At 61.6% G+C, this 17,017-nt stretch carries 15 protein-coding genes and 2 tRNA genes; 9 read left to right on the top strand and 8 right to left on the bottom strand.

Translation table 11 applies throughout. The features are described from left to right. Positions 1-11: 11 nt before the first annotated feature. From yidD to rpmH, 3 genes are read right to left on the bottom strand one after another with little or no spacing between them, the layout of a single operon-like run. Positions 12-314 carry a membrane protein insertion efficiency factor YidD gene (gene yidD / locus HMPREF3170_RS11300; protein WP_071568055.1) on the bottom strand — a complete coding sequence of 101 codons (303 nt, stop codon included), beginning with the start codon at positions 312-314 and terminating at the stop codon, positions 12-14. Beyond that, positions 293-664: a ribonuclease P protein component gene (gene rnpA / locus HMPREF3170_RS05380; protein WP_070478315.1), complete on the bottom strand. Its 372-nt coding sequence runs from the start codon at positions 662-664 to the stop codon at positions 293-295. The genes yidD and rnpA overlap by 22 nt, the downstream gene beginning before the upstream one ends. Before the next feature lie 22 nt (positions 665-686). Next, a complete protein-coding gene (rpmH, locus tag HMPREF3170_RS05375; RefSeq protein WP_070478313.1) occupies positions 687-824 on the bottom strand; it encodes a 50S ribosomal protein L34 in 138 nt (45 codons plus the stop codon). An 881-nt stretch (positions 825-1,705) separates the two neighbouring features. Between rpmH and dnaA the strand changes: the two genes are divergently transcribed. The 5 genes from dnaA to gyrB all read left to right on the top strand — a co-directional run bounded on the left by dnaA (position 1,706) and on the right by gyrB (position 9,359). After that, on the top strand, positions 1,706-3,238 hold the full coding sequence (dnaA, locus tag HMPREF3170_RS05370) for a chromosomal replication initiator protein DnaA (protein ID WP_070478311.1): 1,533 nt from the start codon (positions 1,706-1,708) through the stop codon (positions 3,236-3,238). 1,024 nt (positions 3,239-4,262) lie between these two features. Then, positions 4,263-5,468, top strand: a complete 1,206-nt coding sequence (dnaN, locus tag HMPREF3170_RS05365; RefSeq protein WP_176754797.1) for a DNA polymerase III subunit beta — start codon at positions 4,263-4,265, stop codon at positions 5,466-5,468. Between the two features lie 9 nt (positions 5,469-5,477). Further along, complete coding sequence (gene recF, locus HMPREF3170_RS05360; protein WP_070478309.1) at positions 5,478-6,656, top strand: DNA replication/repair protein RecF; 1,179 nt, start codon at positions 5,478-5,480, stop codon at positions 6,654-6,656. After that, the gene (locus tag HMPREF3170_RS05355) at positions 6,640-7,242 is read left to right on the top strand and encodes a DciA family protein (protein ID WP_141742213.1); all 603 of its coding nucleotides are present in this window, start codon (positions 6,640-6,642) and stop codon (positions 7,240-7,242) included. The genes recF and HMPREF3170_RS05355 overlap by 17 nt, the downstream gene beginning before the upstream one ends. A 77-nt stretch (positions 7,243-7,319) precedes the next feature. Then, positions 7,320-9,359 carry a DNA topoisomerase (ATP-hydrolyzing) subunit B gene (gene gyrB, locus HMPREF3170_RS05350; protein ID WP_070478306.1) on the top strand — a complete coding sequence of 680 codons (2,040 nt, stop codon included), beginning with the start codon at positions 7,320-7,322 and terminating at the stop codon, positions 9,357-9,359. Here the strand turns inward: gyrB and HMPREF3170_RS05345 are convergent. The 5 genes from HMPREF3170_RS05345 to HMPREF3170_RS05325 form a co-directional block, all read right to left on the bottom strand. Further along, positions 9,356-9,805: a DUF6918 family protein gene (locus HMPREF3170_RS05345; RefSeq protein WP_070478304.1), complete on the bottom strand. Its 450-nt coding sequence runs from the start codon at positions 9,803-9,805 to the stop codon at positions 9,356-9,358. The two genes, gyrB and HMPREF3170_RS05345, sit on opposite strands and share 4 nt — an antisense overlap. A 158-nt stretch (positions 9,806-9,963) precedes the next feature. After that, entirely contained in the window at positions 9,964-10,350 is a 387-nt protein-coding gene (locus HMPREF3170_RS05340; RefSeq protein ID WP_141742212.1) for a hypothetical protein, read from the bottom strand. 33 nt (positions 10,351-10,383) lie between these two features. Beyond that, positions 10,384-13,107, bottom strand: coding sequence for a Rib/alpha-like domain-containing protein (locus HMPREF3170_RS05335; RefSeq protein WP_070478300.1), 2,724 nt, complete (start codon positions 13,105-13,107; stop codon positions 10,384-10,386). A 67-nt stretch (positions 13,108-13,174) separates the two neighbouring features. Then, complete coding sequence (locus HMPREF3170_RS05330) at positions 13,175-13,444, bottom strand: TetR family transcriptional regulator (protein WP_070363371.1); 270 nt, start codon at positions 13,442-13,444, stop codon at positions 13,175-13,177. Continuing rightward, complete coding sequence (locus HMPREF3170_RS05325; RefSeq protein ID WP_070363370.1) at positions 13,437-13,652, bottom strand: CopG family transcriptional regulator; 216 nt, start codon at positions 13,650-13,652, stop codon at positions 13,437-13,439. The genes HMPREF3170_RS05330 and HMPREF3170_RS05325 overlap by 8 nt, the downstream gene beginning before the upstream one ends. Positions 13,653-13,748: 96 nt before the next feature. Between HMPREF3170_RS05325 and gyrA the strand changes: the two genes are divergently transcribed. From gyrA to HMPREF3170_RS05305, 4 genes are all read left to right on the top strand, one after another. Further along, positions 13,749-16,313 (top strand): DNA gyrase subunit A, encoded by a 2,565-nt coding sequence (gene gyrA, locus HMPREF3170_RS05320; RefSeq protein ID WP_070478298.1) that lies wholly within the window; start codon positions 13,749-13,751, stop codon positions 16,311-16,313. 3 nt (positions 16,314-16,316) lie between these two features. Then, on the top strand, positions 16,317-16,661 hold the full coding sequence (locus HMPREF3170_RS05315) for a DUF3566 domain-containing protein (protein WP_070478297.1): 345 nt from the start codon (positions 16,317-16,319) through the stop codon (positions 16,659-16,661). A gap of 98 nt (positions 16,662-16,759) precedes the next feature. Next, a tRNA-Ile gene (locus HMPREF3170_RS05310) sits at positions 16,760-16,833 on the top strand. A gap of 11 nt (positions 16,834-16,844) precedes the next feature. Then, a tRNA-Ala gene (locus tag HMPREF3170_RS05305) sits at positions 16,845-16,917 on the top strand. Positions 16,918-17,017: the final 100 nt, after the last annotated feature.

Raw genomic sequence — 17,017 nt, 5'->3', positions numbered from 1 at the left:
CTCCTCGTTGGTTACTTGGTGGTCGTTCCTGTGGACGCGTCCGTACCGCTGCCGGGTACTGGGTCGAACCCGCCGGGGTGCCAGGGCCCACATTTGCAGACGCGGGCCACGCTGAGCAGGGTGCCTTTGATGGCACCGTGTCGCGCGACCGCTTCGAGTGCGTAGGCGCTGCACACTGGCATGAAACGACACGTCGCACCCATCTTAAGGGGTGAGAGGTACTTTTGGTAGCAGCGTACGGCCTTCACGAGTGCCCGCGCGGCCGCATTTGGTGGTGCGGGGATGCGTTGGCCTAGGAAGTTGTAGTACGCCATTTGTCCAGGGCTTTGCGCAGCGCGGCGTTGTAGTCGTGTGCGAGTTGCGCGCTCGTGGCGCTGGCTGAGGCGGGCAGTGCCCTCACCACGACGTCGTGGTGCTGCTCCAGCTTATCGACGCCCCCTCGCAGCACATGCCGCAGTTTCCGAGACACCGCGTGCCTGGTCACCGCGTTACCGACCTGCTTGGACACGATCAGTCCGAAACGCGGCCCGCCGTGCAGCGCGACGGCGTCGTCGGCCCGGGAGCGGACGTGGACGATTAAAGTGCGAGACCCCGCGCGCACTCCTTTCCTCATGGTCTGCCGGAAGTCGGCAGAGGAGGAGAGTTTGTGCGGGCGGGGTAACACGATGTCGCTGCGCTTCGGGCGTTTATGCCGTCAGGCTTGCGCGGCCCTTCTTGCGGCGCGCGGAAACGATTGCGCGGCCGGCGCGGGTGCGCATGCGGGCACGGAAGCCGTGCTTGCGTGAACGACGGCGGTTGTTTGGCTGGAAAGTCCGCTTAGACACGGTGGACTCCTTATAAGAGGTCACGACGGCCAGCGGGAACCCGCCGCGGTGTGCGACGCATTCCCTCCCGGGGTAGTAGCCGTCCCGGAATTGCAATGTTCAGGTTGAGATTGCCCGGCCGCGGCGCGTTGTGCGCGTTGACCTGCATGCATCACCTTCGCTGACTCGCCCTGGGTGGGCGGCCCGGTGCACTGCGTAGATGGTGCTCTCAAGCACACCGTGGGCATGTTGCTTCGCGCCCGTAGTGTGACAGACTACGCCAGACTACGCGAAAAACCGCTGGTTGTTCAAATCGACACACCGCCTTTTGAGCCGGGTGGGGCGCAGGTCCATTCGTTTACCCCCGTAATTACAAGGGTGTACTTTCGCGCAGGTGGTTGCATATTTTCGAACACCGGGGGCCGCGCTATCACCGGCCTGACGCGCGATTACTTCCCAACACGCGTACGCAATGTTCGAGATTTCCTGTGAATCACATCCGTGAAACGAGTTATCCACAGGGTTGTGGCGTGCGGGCTGTTAGACATTGCAAGCTCACACCGGGTAACAATGATAAAGCACCACAATTACACACGTTCTTTCTCCACATCGCTGTGGATAACTGTGAACAACAGGTTGAGACTTTGCGGCGTAATTTGTAATTACAGCAGGTCACAGCCGGTAAAAGTTCCGTGAAAAGTTATCCACAGGGGAGGGGGAAGGCTGTGAACAACTTACTCACCGAAGTTATCCACAGGTGTGGACAAGTCTGTGGAAGATACTGGTGAGACGCAGGTTTTGGAATTACAAAATCTGTGAAACAGCGGTGGAATGTACGTGAAATTCCACAGTTGTGACGAACGTCACTAAATGACATGTCGGATTAGGAGGAAAGCGGGACGTTGGCAGAGCAAGACATCGAAACGCTATGGCGCACCATCGTCGCTGACCTGCTGGCGCTGTCCGCGCAGCCCAGCTCACAGGTCCCGACGCTCACCCCACAAGAGCGCGCCTACCTCCAGCTCGTCCGCCCAGTCATGCTTGTCGACGGCTACGCCATCCTCTCCGCCCCCCACGCCGCCGCAAAAACGGTCGTGGAGCAGTCCCTCGCGCCGCACATCACGGCGCTACTGGCCTCCCACCTGGGCAAACACTGCACACTCGCCGTCTCGATCCAGGCGCCTTCAGCTCCGGCAGCGCCTTCAGCTCCGGCAGCTCCGCCTGCCCCCGAGGCCGTCGACCCGGCCCACATGACCCCCGGCGAGCAAATCCCAATGGGCCTCGACGAACTCGCTGAGATGCACGCCCGCCAACAGCAACAACACCAGGCGCCGGCGCACCCGACCGTCCCTAAGCGAATCCCCCGCGAAAAGCCTGCCCACGACCCCGAGCGCGAGACCAGCCTCAACCCGAAGTACACCTTTGAGAACTTCGTCATCGGCTCCTCGAACCGCTTCGCCAACGGCGCCGCCGTCGCCGTCGCCGAGAACCCTGCCCGCGCCTACAACCCCCTGTTCATCTGGGGTGGCTCTGGCCTCGGCAAGACGCACTTGCTGCACGCCGCCGGCAACTACGCGCAGGTCCTGCAGCCGAACCTCCGCATCAAGTACGTCTCCTCCGAGGAGTTCACGAACGACTACATCAACTCCGTACGCGACGACCGCCAAGAAAGCTTCAAGCGCCGCTACCGCAACCTCGACATCCTGATGGTCGACGACATCCAGTTCCTCGAGGGCAAGGAAGGTACCCAGGAGGAGTTCTTCCACACCTTCAACGCGCTGCACCAGGCAAATAAGCAGATCATCCTGTCGTCTGACCGCCCACCGAAGCAGCTCACCACCCTCGAGGACCGCCTCCGCACCCGCTTCGAAGGCGGCCTCATCACCGACGTCCAGCCACCAGACCTGGAAACCCGCATCGCCATCTTGATGAAGAAGGCGGCCGCCGACGGCACGCAGGTCGACCACCAGGTGCTCGAGCTCATCGCCTCACAATTCGAGTCGTCGATCCGCGAGCTCGAGGGCGCCCTCATCAGGGTCTCTGCCTACTCTTCCCTTATCGACGAGCCCATCACCCTCGACGTCGCCCAAGTCGCACTTCGCGACATCCTCCCCGACGAAGGCGACATCAACATCAACGCCTCCACCATCAAGGAGTACGCCGCCGAGTACTTCAACGTCACGATGGACCAGCTCATCGGCGCAGGTAAAACCCGCCAGGTGGCGCACGCCCGCCAGATCGCGATGTACCTGTGCCGCGAACTGACCGAACTCTCCCTCCCCAAAATCGGCGACGAGTTCGGCGGCAAGGACCACACCACCGTGATGTACGCGGACCGCAAGATCCGCAAGGAGATGACGGAGAACCGCGGCACCTACGACGAAATCCAGGAACTGACCCAAATCATCAAGGCCCGCGCCCGCACCCTGCGCTAACTTTCGTCGCTCTCGGCGTCGCCCGCACCAAATTCCCTCCCGGAGTTATGCTGACCTGGGGTTTTACTCAGCGACTTTCCCAAAATCCTGGAATTTGGTGCCTCACCGAGAGTCAAAGACACCAAATTCCCTCATAACCATCTTCTGACCTGGGGTTTTCCAAACCCACGTGCAGAAAACAAGGAATTTGGTGCAGAGATTGGGCAGCGAGTGACAAAGGATGCAATCCTGCCGGCCGACTTCGACAAAAGCCCAGGTCGCGAAAAGTCGGTTGCGTCCTTTGTCACTCACGCAACCCACGCGACACCACATTCCTTTGCTGCCAGCGCCCGACCTGGGGAAACGCTGAAGGCGCCCCCCGAAAAACAGGAATTTGGTGTCCCGTCGAAGGGTGGCAGTGACAAAAGACGCACCTCTTTTAATCTAGTCCTTTTCGTACCTGGCGTTTCGAATGACTATTCCATAAGACGTTGCGTCTTTTGTCACTCGGTCCGCTTGGATGACACCAAATGCACTCGCCCCCACCCAACAAACATTCCACAAACTTATCCACACCTGTGTAATTACACCGCTGTAATTCACATTCAGGGGCGAAACACCTAAGTGACCCGCACCACAAAGAGACCCACATCACACACCACAGGCCTTGTGGATAACGTGTGAATCCCCAGTGGAAAACCCTTCCTGAGTTGTGCACAGATCAAGTGACAGAAAATCTATCCACAAGCGCCCGGAGTTATCCACATTTCTTCCACAGGCAATTGCACACCCTGTTTTCGCGTTCCGACCACGGCGAATTCGTGTAATTCCACAGATTGCACAGGATTTATTGTTGTTCCCAAGGTTTTTACTTGTAATTCCTAGAGTAGAAAGGGGACCTGTGCAGAACGGCGCACAAACGACCGACGCCCCAAAAAGCCATGAGCCAGGCGTGTGAAAACTCGAATGACAAAAAGCGCGTCCCCGCCTAGAGTGAGTACGTAATTACAAGAATCTCTACGTACTGCAAGGAGCCCGTGTCACTATGGCGGACATCCAAGACAACTTGAATTCCAACGTTTCCTTCCGCGTGCACAAGGAGGACCTGTCGGACGCGGTGGCGTGGGTTGCTCGGATGTTGCCTACGAAGAACACGCAGCCGATTCTTCGCGCGGTGTTGATTACGGCGTCGGATGAGGGTTTGGAGTTCGCGGGCTTCGATTATGAGGTGTCGTCGCGGGTGCGGATTGCGGCTGAGGTGGATACGCCTGGTCGCGTGGCGGTGGCGGGCAAGTTGTTGTCTGACATTGTTGCGAATATGCCGAATCAGCCGGTTGAGGTTTCTACGAGTGACACAAAGTTGCTTCTCGACGGCGGCTCCGCCCACTTCGAGTTGCCTCTGATGCCGTTGGACGATTATCCGCAGTTGCCGCAGTTGCCTGAGGTGACGGGCACGATCGGTTCGGAGGACCTGAGTGGTGCGGTGATGCAGGTGGCTGCCGCGGCGGGTAAGGATGACACGTTGCCGATGCTGACCGGTATCCACATTGAGGTGGAGGGTTCGACGTTGCATTTGACGGCGACGGACCGTTTCCGGTTGGCGTTGCGTTCGTTGGAGTGGTCGCCTGCTGGTGAGGGGGTGCGGGCGAAGCTGTTGGTGCCGGCGAAGACGTTGTTGGATAACGCGCGGACGTTGGATACGCAGTTGGAGGAGCCGGTGCAGATTGCCGTTGGTGGCGTCGATAATGTGGGCGCGGACGGCTTGTTTGGTTTGCATGCGGGCAATCGTGAGACGACGACGCGCATGTTGGATGCGGATTTCCCGAATGTGCAGCCGTTGTTGCCGAAGGCGCATACGTCGATGGCGTCGGTGGAGGTGGCTCCGTTGTTGGAGGCGATTCGCCGTGTGTCGTTGGTGGCGGATCGGAATGCGCAGTTGAGGTTGCATTTTTCGGAGGGTCAGGTGACGTTGTTTGCGTCGGGGGCTGATTCGGGTGAGGCGTCGGAGTCGATTCCTGCGCAGTTTGTGGGGGAGGATGAGCTGCTGATTGCGTTTAATGCTGGTTATTTGCGTGATGGTTTGTCGGTGATTGGGACGGATCGTGCGGTGTTTGGGTTTACGGAGTCGTCGCGTCCGGCGATTATGATTCCGGAGCCGGAGTCGTTGCCGGAGAAGGGCGATGATGGGTTGTTCCCGACGCCGGAGACGAATTTCACGTATTTGTTGATGCCGGTTCGCCTGCCGGGCTAGTTTACCGCGATGTACGTTTCGGAGCTTGACCTGCGTGATTTCCGTTCGTGGCGGGAGTTGCATGTGGATTTGGAGCCGGGCGTCACGGTGTTTTCGGGTCGCAATGGGCACGGGAAGACGAACATTGTGGAGGCGGTGCGGTATACGTCGATGCTCGGGAGTCACCGGGTGGCCACGGACGCTCCGCTGATTCATTCGGGGGCGAGTGATGCGCGCGTGTCGGCGACGACGGTGAATGAGGGGCGCGCGCTGACTACTCATGTGTTGATTAAGGCGAGTGGGGCGAATCAGGCGCAGATTAATAGGACGCGGTTGAAGTCGGCGCGTGAGTTGCTGGGTGTGTTGCGGACGGTGATGTTTTCGCCGGAGGATTTGCGGTTGGTGAATGGGGAGCCGGGGGATCGTCGCCGGTTTTTGGATGCGTTGGCGGCGGTGCGTACGCCGCGTCATGGTGGGGCGAAGGCGGATTATGACAAGGTGTTGCGCCAGCGTAACGCGTTGTTGCGTTCGCAGAATATGGCGCTGCGCCGCGGTTATGGGGATGCGGCGGGCGCGGGTGCGTTGAGCACGTTGGATGCGTGGGATGCGCAGTTGGCGCGCTATGGTGCGCAGGTGCTGGCGGGCAGGCTTTTGCTTGTCGACGCCCTCTCCGACCCCATCACGGAGTCTTATGCGTCGGTGGCGCCGGAGTCGCGTGCGGCGTCGGTGGAGTACGCGTCGACGCTGGATCGGGCGGTGTTGGAGTTGACGGGGGAGGCGTCGCGGGATCCGCAGGTGTTGGAGGCGGCGATGTTGTCGGAGTTGGGGAGGCGTCGAAAAGAGGAAATTGAGCGTGGCTCAACGCTGGTGGGGCCGCACCGGGATGATTTGGTGTTGATGCTGGGTCAGCAGCCGGCGAAGGGGTACGCGTCGCATGGGGAGACGTGGTCCTTTGCGCTGAGTATGCACTTGGCGGAGTACCGCTTGTTGGCTGGTGAGGGCACGGATCCGGTGCTGATTCTGGATGATGTGTTTGCGGAGTTGGACGCGAAGCGCCGTGAGCGGTTGGTGCACGTGGCGGAATCGGCGGAGCAGGTGCTGATTACGGCGGCGGTCGGGGATGACTTGCCGGGCAACCTTGATGGGGCGGTGACGGCGCGGTATCACGTGCGGATGGAGGAGGGGGTGTCCCATATTGAGCGAGCGTGACTTGGTGGGCACCACCTTTGATCAGCTGCGGCGCACGGCGAAGCGGCGTGGCGGGCGGTTGCCGGATTTGTCGAAGCAGGGCGCGAGCGTGGTGCCGCGCCGCAGCCAGGGCAAGGGCCGTCCGGTGAAGGATATTACGGTGCCGGGCTTGCACTTTGAGCAGGAGGAGCGCAGGCCGTGGCTGGAGCGGGGCCGCCCGACGGGCAAGGATGGCCGGGCGTTGCCGCGGAGTTACAAGGTGAAGTCGTTTTCGTCGCTGCTGGGTAAGGAGATCCGGAAGCGCGATTGGACGGAGAACATGGCGTACGGCTGGGTGATGGGCAACTGGGAGGGCCTGGTCGGCGCCACGATCGCGGAGCATACGAAGGTGGAGATGATTAAGGATGGCGAGGTCTTCATCACCTGCACGACGACGGCGTGGGCGACGCAGCTGAAGTACATGCAGTCGACGGTGCTGCGCGCGATCGCGGAGAAGGTGGGTCCGGATGTGATCCGGAAGCTGCACATTTATGGGCCGCGGGTGAAGAGTTGGCGCTATGGTCCGCTGCACGTGAAGGGGCGGGGTCCGAGGGACACGTACGGGTAGTCGTGGGGTTTGGTGTCCTGTTTTACGTGTAAGATGGGACGGGTTAATGACATTTTTCAGGAGGAGCGTCTTTTCCAGTGGCTGATCAACAACCTCATTATGACGCGTCGTCGATTACTATCCTCGAGGGCCTTGAGGCCGTCCGGAAGCGCCCAGGTATGTACATTGGGTCGACCGGCGAGCGTGGCCTGCACCACTTGGTGTGGGAGGTCGTGGATAACTCGGTCGATGAGGCGATGGCGGGCTATGCCGATCGCGTCGATGTGACTCTGCTCGCGGATGGCGGCGTAGAGGTCGTCGATAATGGTCGTGGTATTCCGGTGGAGATGCACCCGTCTGGTGCGCCGACGGTGCAGGTCGTGATGACGCAGCTGCACGCGGGCGGTAAGTTCGACTCGGAGTCGTACGCGGTGTCGGGTGGCTTGCACGGTGTGGGTATTTCCGTGGTGAACGCGCTGTCCACGCGCGTGGAGGCGGACATTAAGCGCGATGGCAAGCACTGGTACCAGCGGTTTGTGGACGCGCAGCCGGAGCCTCTGGAGGAGGGCGGCAATGCCCGCGGCACGGGTACGGCGATTCGTTTCTGGCCGGACCCGGAGATTTTTGAGACCACGGAGTTTAAGTGGGACACGATCGCGCGTCGTCTGCAGGAGATGGCGTTCCTGAACAAGGGCCTGACCATCACGCTGAAGGATGAGCGCGTCTCCGAGGAGGAGCTTGAGCTCGAGGCGATCGCGGAGGAGGGTGAGACGGCCGCTGCGGTTGGCTCGGACTCGTTTGACGACGCCACCGAGGGTGACACATCTGCTGCCCCGAAGAAGCGCGAGAAGAAGGTCACGTACCACTACCCGGATGGCCTGATTGATTACGTCAACTACCTGAATAAGTCGAAGACGGCGATCCACCCGACGATCGTGGGCTTTGACCAGAAGGGTGACGGCCTTGAGGCTGAGGTGGCGATGCAGTGGAACAGCTCGTTTAAGGAGTCTGTGCACACGTTCGCGAACACCATTAATACGCATGAGGGCGGTACGCACGAGGAGGGTTTCCGTGCGGCGTTGACCACGCTGATGAACCGCTACGCGCGTGACCATAAGCTGCTGAAGGACAAGGAGCCGAACCTCACTGGTGATGACTGCCGTGAGGGTCTCGCGGCCGTGGTGTCTGTCCGCGTGGCGGACCCGCAGTTTGAGGGCCAGACGAAGACGAAGCTCGGCAATACCGAGGTGAAGGGCTTCGTGCAGCGCGCCGTGAACGAGAATCTGTCGGATTGGTTTGATGCCAACCCGGCGGAGGCGAAGGCCATTATTTCGAAGGCTGTGTCGTCGTCGCAGGCGCGTCAGGCGGCGCGCAAGGCGCGTGACTTGGTGCGTCGTAAGTCGGCGACGGACTTGGGTGGCCTGCCGGGTAAGTTGGCGGACTGCCGTTCGAAGGACCCGAAGCTGTCCGAGCTGTTCATTGTTGAGGGCGACTCAGCAGGTGGTTCGGCGAAGCAGGGCCGCGACTCGATGTACCAGGCGATTCTCCCGCTGCGCGGCAAGATCCTGAACGTGGAGAAGGCCCGCATGGACCGCGTGTTGAAGAACGCGGAGGTCCAGGCGATCATCACCGCGCTGGGTACGGGTATTCACGAAGAGTTCGACATTTCGAAGCTGCGCTACCACAAGATTGTGCTGATGGCGGATGCTGACGTCGACGGCCAGCACATCGCGACGCTGCTGCTCACCCTGCTGTTCCGTTTCATGCCGGAGCTCATCGAGGAGGGCCACGTCTATCTGGCGAACCCGCCGCTCTACAAGCTGAAGTGGGCGAAGGGCGAGCCTGGTTACGCCTTCTCCGACGCGGAGCGTGACCAGTTGCTCGCGGAGGGCCTGGAGGCCGGCCGTAAGATCAACACGGATGACGGCATCCAGCGCTACAAGGGTCTGGGTGAGATGAACCCGAGCGAGCTGTGGGAGACCACGCTTGACCGGGATCACCGTATTCTGCGTCGCGTTGATGTGGAGGATGCCCAGCGCGCTGATGAGCTGTTCAGCATCCTGATGGGCGATGATGTGGCGGCTCGCCGCTCCTTCATCACCCGCAAGGCGAAGGACGTCCGCTTCCTGGACGTCTAGCCTTCCATCTGCTTTTCGACGACCTCTCCGATCCGCGGCAACGCAGGCCCCACAATTTTGGCGGCCTTGCTGCGGAAGGTGGCGTAGATCTTCTGTACGCCGGCTGGCATGGAGTCGCGGAGGTTGTCGCCGAGTGAGACGAGTTCTGTGACCACGTCGTCTTCGTGTTGTGCGAGGTATTCGCCAAAGGCGGCGTGGTCGCTGTTTTTGTAGTCTTCCCAGCGGGGGTTGAGCTGCTCGAGCAGCTGGGGGAGTACGGTGTTGATGCCTTTGTGCAGGATCCGGGCGTCGACTTTCTTTACGCCCGCGATTGCGGAGCGCAGCGCCATGCCGGTGAGTCCGCTTTGGTCTGCGACGGTCTGGTCGACCACTCCGGCGAGCGCGTCGACGATTCCTGGGCGGCGCCCATTGTGCAGCAGTGCGTTGAGTCCTTGTGGTGTTTCCATGCCGTTGATTGTATGACAAATGCGACCTGCCCCCCGGCAGGTCGCATTGTTACGTTGAGCGTTGCGGCTCTTCCGCCACAGCAGTCACACAGGACACTGTAACCACAACAGGAACAAACTTATCATGAGTCACAGCGGTTACATACTTGGGGTGGGGTTTAGACCTTGGGCAGCATCTTCTGCAGCTCGTTGAGGTCGATCTTGGAGAAATCGAAAATGCGGTTACCCTGCGAGGATCCCATCACGCCCGAGAGCCCGGCTTGGCGCGCGAGGTCGTCGACGGCTGCGCGCAGTGGGGGGACGGCGTCGACAATTACTTGGCCGACCAGCAGGGTGAGCAGCGCCGCGATGGTCAGCGAGACCGGCGCCGAGCCCGTGTACACGCTGCCGAGCGGTGGCTGCTTCGGTGGGGTGACGGTCGGCGTGATCACCGGCGTCGGTTTGGAGGATCCGGAGGACCCCGATGGAGCGGTGGTGGCTTGCGGCGCGACGATCAGCGACGCCGCAAGCCCGCCGGCGAGGACGAGAGCACTCATTTTCTTCATAGTGCTTAGAATATCGTCCCCGCGCGAACGGTGTTAGCGAAGCAGCGCGTTGATGTCGACGTACTGCAGCACATAGTTCGCCGTGCCGGCCAGCAGACCGAGCAGCGCGAGCACGCCAACCACGATGCCGATGGTCGCACCCGTGCTCGAGCCCTCCTCGTTCGAGGAGGAGCTGCTGGAGCCTGAGCTCGAGCCCGTGTCACCACCCTTATCGTCGTCCACTCCGCCCTCAACCGTGGCCTTCAGCTTGTAGTCCTTCGTCGACCAGTCGGGGAACGTCGCGGTGACGGTGTAGTCGATGGAAGCGCCAGGCTTCGCGTCCGCCGGAGGCGTAATCGTGACCTCACCCGTGCTCGGGTCAGTGGCGAACTTCCAACCGTCGTACGTACCGTTCGGGCCCGTGAACTTGGTGCCTGCAGGAGCGTTGCCGCTCGGGCGCTGCACGATCGTGCCGCCAGCGTTCACCTTCTGGTTTTCAAAGTCGACGTCGGTCTTGTCCGCCTGGGACTCCTTCGGCTTTGCTGGCGTCGTGGTGCTCGTCGGCTGCTCGCTGGTCGGCTGCTCGCTGGTGGACGGCGCCGTGGTGGTGCGCTCTACGTAGACGGTGACTTCGTGAATCTGCCTTGACTTGTCTGGGAAGACCACGGTGACAGGGAAGCTCACAGTGGTACCAACCGTCGCGTCCGCTGGTGCAGTAATTCGAATCTCACCAGTCTGACTGTTCGTGGTGGCGGACCATCCTTGCTGCGACCCGCTCGGCCCGTTGAACTTCGTGCCCGCCGGGAATTCGCCCTTCGGCTTCAGCGTCACGGACTCGCCCGCATGCACCGGCGTGCGCGCGTACTCAATCTTGGTCGTCTCATTCTGTGGCCTCGAAGGCTTCGTCGAGGTCGTTGGAGTCGTCTCACTTGTCGACGCCTCTTCGCTTGTCCGCGGCGCGGACTCCTTCGTGGTCGTCGTTGCCTTGGTTGTTGGCGTTGCCTTGGTAGTCGACGTGGCCGGGGTGGTCGTCTCCGGGGTGGTGGACTTCTCGGTTGTCCGCGGCGCGGACGTGGTCGGCTCGGTCGTCTTGTCCGAAGTCGTCGGCGTAGTCGTTGACGGGTCGGTTGTCCGCGGGGCGGACTCCTCCGAAGTCGGCGTGGACTCCTTGGTGGAGGTCGTCGGAGTAGTCGTCTCCTTTGCCTTCACGGTGACGTGGAATTTCGTCTCCTGCTTGGAGCCGTCGCGGAAGTAGATCTCGAGGGGAACCGTGAAGTCGAAGTCACGGGCGTGGCTTGGTACTTCAACGGAGACAGCGCCGTCCTTGTCGGTATTGACCTTCACACCGTTGACGCTCTGGTTCTTCGGGCCGTTGACGATGGCACCGGTCGGCAGGGATTCAGCTGGTTTGAACACGTGGTTCTCGCCGGCCTTGATGGTCACGTCCTTGTAGGTCACCTTGAACTTTTCGGACTCGGGATTGGTTGGCGCCTCGAAGAGGACGACGGCGCTGGTGACGGTGCGGGAACCGTCGGGGAACTCGACGCGGATAGGCACGTTGATCTGGGTGCCTGCGCGGGTGCCCTCTGGGGTTTTGACGGTCACCACACCGGTCGATGGCTCAATGCTGATCTCCCATCCCGTTGGTGGCGTTGCGTTCATGGCGAACTTGGTGCCGTCCGGCACATCTTTGAGTGCAGGAGTGATGGTGGCGGTCTCATCAGCGGGCGTATTGGTCACTGGATAATCGACGTTGGCCTTGCTGGACTGCCAGACGGGGTCCTTGGTCACCTCGACCTTGGCTTGTACGAAGTCTTGGGAGTCGTCGGAGTAGGTGACGATGACAGGCACATTCACGACTGCACCGGCAGCGAGCGGCTCCTTTGGCTTCGCGGTGATGGTGCCGTTGGTGGCGTCGATAGACAGGTCCCATAGCTTGGACTCGCCGACGATCTTGAACGTGGTGCCTTCCGGCAGCTCAGCCGTCTGCTTGACGGTGGCTGTTTCGTTGCCCGCGATCTGCTCCGTTGGGTAGGACGGGGTGTGCTTCGCGGCGAGGCGGTCGGATGACGGGGTGGTGTTGCCGTGCTTGTCGGCGACGGATACTTTGGCGTGCTTGACGTCGGAGGAGCCGTCGGGAAACTCGGCGCGAACTGGGATGGAGATCCAGGAACCATATCCAATATCGCCGGCCTTGACGGTGACGGCGCCGGTGGCCTCCTCGACGCTGACGTCCCACTTCTCAATTTTGTCGCTGTTGAGGTAGAACTTCGTACCCTGCGGGAACTTGCCGGTAGGCGTGACGGTGACGCTCTCCTTTGGCTGGACGAGCGAGTCCTTGTACTCGATAGTGGAGGTGTTGGCGTTGTTGTTTCCGCCGGGAACGACGGTCACTTCGGCGTCGTAGGTGGCCGTGGTTTTGTCGGCGAAGAGCACTAAGACGCGGTAGCGCAGTCCCTGACCAGGGCGCAGTTTCGGTGCGGCCTCGATGGTCACAGCGCCGGTTTTCTCGTCGGTGGTCAGCTTCCAGCCGTCGATGCTGGTCGGGCCGACTGCCTTGGCGCCCTCGGGGAGGGGGACGCTCGGTTCGACGGTGATGGTGTCGCCTGCGGTGATTTCGGCGTCGCGCCATTCGCGCGCCTCCTGAGACTGAGACGCCGCAGACGCCGAATCAGACGCAGCAGCGGTCTCTTCCGCGCGCAGCTGCGGCGCGGCCAGGCCGGCGCCGATCAGCGCTGCGGTGGTTGCCAGTACAGCGGTGTACTTTGTAGCGTTCATTGTTCCTCCACCAAGTGTTCTCTAATGGTCCGTGTAAATAGTTGCCAGTGTAGGAGAAAGTACGCGATTACGCTTCCTCGACCCACCGCAAATAGGTGGTGCCGGCGACGTCAGCGAAGGCGTCGTTGGCTCCGGTCAGGGGGCACAGGGCCCGGATCGTGTCGGCGAGGCCGCGGGCGGCGGCGTGTGCGGTGTCGTAGACGGGCACGCCGTGGAGGTGGGCGCCGGGGACGGCGGCGCAGGCGCATAGTGCGGCGAAGGAACGTATTCGCACCTTATATATATGCGCGCATTCGTCGGCGATGGCCAGCAGCTGCTCACTGCTTAAGCTACGCATCGCGGGCCTGCCGGATGCGGCGTTCGGTGTGGGCGTATTCCTGCAGGGTGGTGCGGGCGAGGTTGGTAATGGTGGCGTCGTCAAGAAGGCGGGAGGCGGCGGTGACGATGGCGCGGCGGGCGGCCTCTTGCTTGGAGCAGCCCCATGCGGAGGCGAGCATGATGAGGGCTGTGTCTTCGTCTGTGCTGAGTCGTAGCGTCATAGCCATGCCGTGATGGTATCAGAGTGATACCACGGCGCAGGGGTGATTCGGTGTACAAGGCGCTAGAATCGGTAGGAACCAATGTTTGACGAAAGGTGAGCAATGAGTGATGACACTCTAGGTGGCGGCGGTTCCGACGCCATCCAGCCCATTGACATCAATGAGGAGATGCAGACCAGCTACATCGATTACGCGATGAGCGTGATCGTCGGCCGTGCGCTCCCGGATGTTCGCGATGGCATGAAGCCGGTGCACCGCCGCATCATTTATGCGATGTACGACCACGGCTACCGCCCCGAGCGTTCGTACGTGAAGAGTGCCAAGCCTGTCGCTGACACGATGGGTAACTTCCACCCGCACGGCGACAGCGCCATTTACGACACGCTGGTGCGCATGGCTCAGCCTTGGGCGATGCGCTACCCGCTGGTGGACGGCCAGGGTAACTTCGGTTCCCCGGGTAACGACGGCCCAGCGGCCATGCGTTACACCGAGTGCAAGATGACGCCGCTGGCGATGGAGATGGTCCGCGACATCCGCGAGGACGCCGTGGAGTTCTCCCCGAACTACGACGGCAAGACCCGCGAGCCGGACGTGCTGCCGTCGCGTGTGCCGAACCTGCTGATGAACGGCTCGAACGGTATCGCCGTCGGCATGGCCACCAACATTCCGCCACACAACTTGAACGAGTTGGCGGAGGCTATCTACTGGATGCTCGACAACTACGACGCGGATGAGCAGGCGGCGCTCGACGCGGTGATGGAGCGAGTGAAGGGCCCGGACTTTCCGACGGCCGGCCTCATCGTCGGCGATCAGGGCATCAAGGATGCCTACACCACGGGCCGCGGTTCCATCCGCATGCGTGGTGTGACCGAGATCGAGGAGATCGGCAACCGCCAGGTCATCACGATTACGGAGCTGCCGTACCAGGTCAACCCGGATAACTTCATCCACAACATTGCGGAGCAGGTCACCGCGGGCAAGATGGTGGGCATCTCCAAGATCGAGGACGAGTCCTCTGACCGCGTGGGCATGCGCATCGTGGTCACGCTGAAGCGCGACGCAGTTCCTCGAGTGGTGCTCAATAACCTGTACAAGCACTCGCAGCTGGAGACGAACTTCTCCGCGAACATGCTCTCCATCGTCGACGGCGTGCCGCGCACGCTGCGCCTCGACCAGATGCTGCGCTACTACGTCAAGCACCAGATCGACGTCATCGTTCGCCGCACCAAGTTCCGCCTGGATGAGGCCGAGAAGCGCGCCCACATCCTGCGCGGCTTGGTCAAGGCGCTCGATGCGTTGGACGAGGTCATCGCCCTGATCCGTCGCTCGCCAACGGTTGACGACGCCCGCCAGGGCCTGATCAAGCTTCTCGACGTCGACGAGATCCAGGCCAACGAAATCCTGGCAATGCAGCTGCGCCGCCTGGCAGCGCTGGAGCGCCAGAAGATCGTCGACGATTTGGCCGAGATCGAGCGCAAGATTGCCGACTACAAGGACATCTTGGCCCGTCCGGAGCGCCAGCGAGAGATCGTTGGCAACGAGCTGCGTGAGATCGTCGAAAAGTATGGCGACGAGCGCCGCACCCAGATCGTGGCCGCAACCGGCGATGTGACCGAGGAGGACCTCATCGCGCGCGAGAACGTCGTGGTCACCATCACCTCTACCGGCTACGCGAAGCGCACGAAGGTGGATGCGTACAAGTCGCAGAAGCGCGGCGGCAAGGGTGTCCGCGGCGCGGAACTGAAGCAGGACGACGTGGTGAAGCACTTCTTCATCTGCTCCACCCACGACTGGATCCTGTTCTTCACCAACTTCGGCCGCGTGTACCGCCTCAAGGCCTACGAGCTGCCGGAGGCGGGCCGCACCGCTCGCGGCCAGCACGTGGCGAACCTGCTGGAGTTCCAGCCGGAGGAGCGCATCGCGCAGGTCATCCAGATCCAGTCCTACGAGGACGCCCCGTACCTGGTCCTGGCCACCCGCGACGGCCGCGTGAAGAAGTCCCGCCTGACCGACTACGAGTCGGCGCGCTCGGCGGGCCTCATCGCGATCAACCTCAACGAGGGCGACGCCCTGATCGGCGCCGCACTGGCAGGCGAGGAAGACGACCTGCTGCTCGTCTCTGAGCAGGGCCAGGCCATCCGCTTCACCGCCGACGACGACCAGCTGCGCCCAATGGGCCGCGCGACCGCCGGAGTGAAGGGCATGCGCTTCCGCGGCGACGACAAGCTGCTCGCGATGACCGTGGTCCAGGACGGCGAGTTCCTGCTCGTCGCCACCGCTGGCGGCTACGGCAAGCGCACCACGATCGAGGAGTACAACACCCAGGGCCGTGGCGGCATGGGCGTGATGACCTTCAAGTACACCCCGAAGCGCGGCAAGCTGATCGGCGCCCTGGCGGTCGATGAGGAAGACCAGATCTTCGCCATCACCTCCGCCGGCGGCGTGATCCGCACCGAGGTCAACCAGATCCGTCCGTCCTCCCGCGCCACGATGGGCGTCCGCCTCGTCGACCTCGCGGATGACGTTGAGCTGCTGGCCATCGACAAGAACGTCGAGGAGCAGGGCGAAGAGGAGGCGACCGCGGTTGCCAAGGGCGAGAAGACGATTGAGGAAGCCAAGGAGCAGACCTCTTCGTCCATCTCTTCCTCGCCGAAGGATGGGGAGTAAACCATGGCCGCCCGCAAGATAGTGGTGCGGCGCGTGGGTGTCGCCTCCGTGTTTAAGGTGGCGACAATCCTCGCCCTCGTCGGCTTCGTCGCGTGGATGCTGGGCGCGGCCATCGTCTACTACGGCCTCGCGCAGACAGGGGTCATTGACTCCTTGAACTCGCTGGTCAGTGGCGTCGGCGGCGACCAAGTTATCGACGCCACCCTGGTCATGTCCGCGGCCGGCCTCTTCGGGCTCATCGGCGTGGTGTTCATCGCGGTGATGGCCCCGCTGACGGCGTTGCTCTACAACGCCATCGCGGACCTGGTCGGCGGCGTCACCCTGGTGATGTCCAACAGGGCGCGATAGCCGTGCGATACCTACCGCTATAACAACTATAAAAACACCGCTTGTACTGGCGATTTGTCAAAGGTTATAGTGGTAGGTAATCTTACTTCTCGTTCCCAGGGCCTATAGCTCAGTCGGTTAGAGCGCATCGCTGATAACGATGAGGTCGCAAGTTCGATTCTTGCTAGGCCCACAGGAACAAAAGGGGCATTAGCTCAGTTGGTAGAGCACCTGCTTTGCAAGCAGGATGTCAGGAGTTCGATTCTCCTATGCTCCACAGGTTTACCCTGGTCTCCGGTTCGGAGGCCAGGGTTTTTTCGTACGGTTCTTCATGCGTTGACATGTGTCCCCCCTGTTTGGTGGCAGTGGTGTTTTGA

Origin of the sequence: Corynebacterium sp. HMSC08D02 (assembly GCF_001807505.1) — a bacterium.
GTDB classification, from domain to species: Bacteria; Actinomycetota; Actinomycetes; order Mycobacteriales; family Mycobacteriaceae; genus Corynebacterium; species Corynebacterium pseudogenitalium.
Note: the sequence above shows the minus strand (reverse complement) of the source record. Positions and strands in the feature narration are given on the sequence as shown.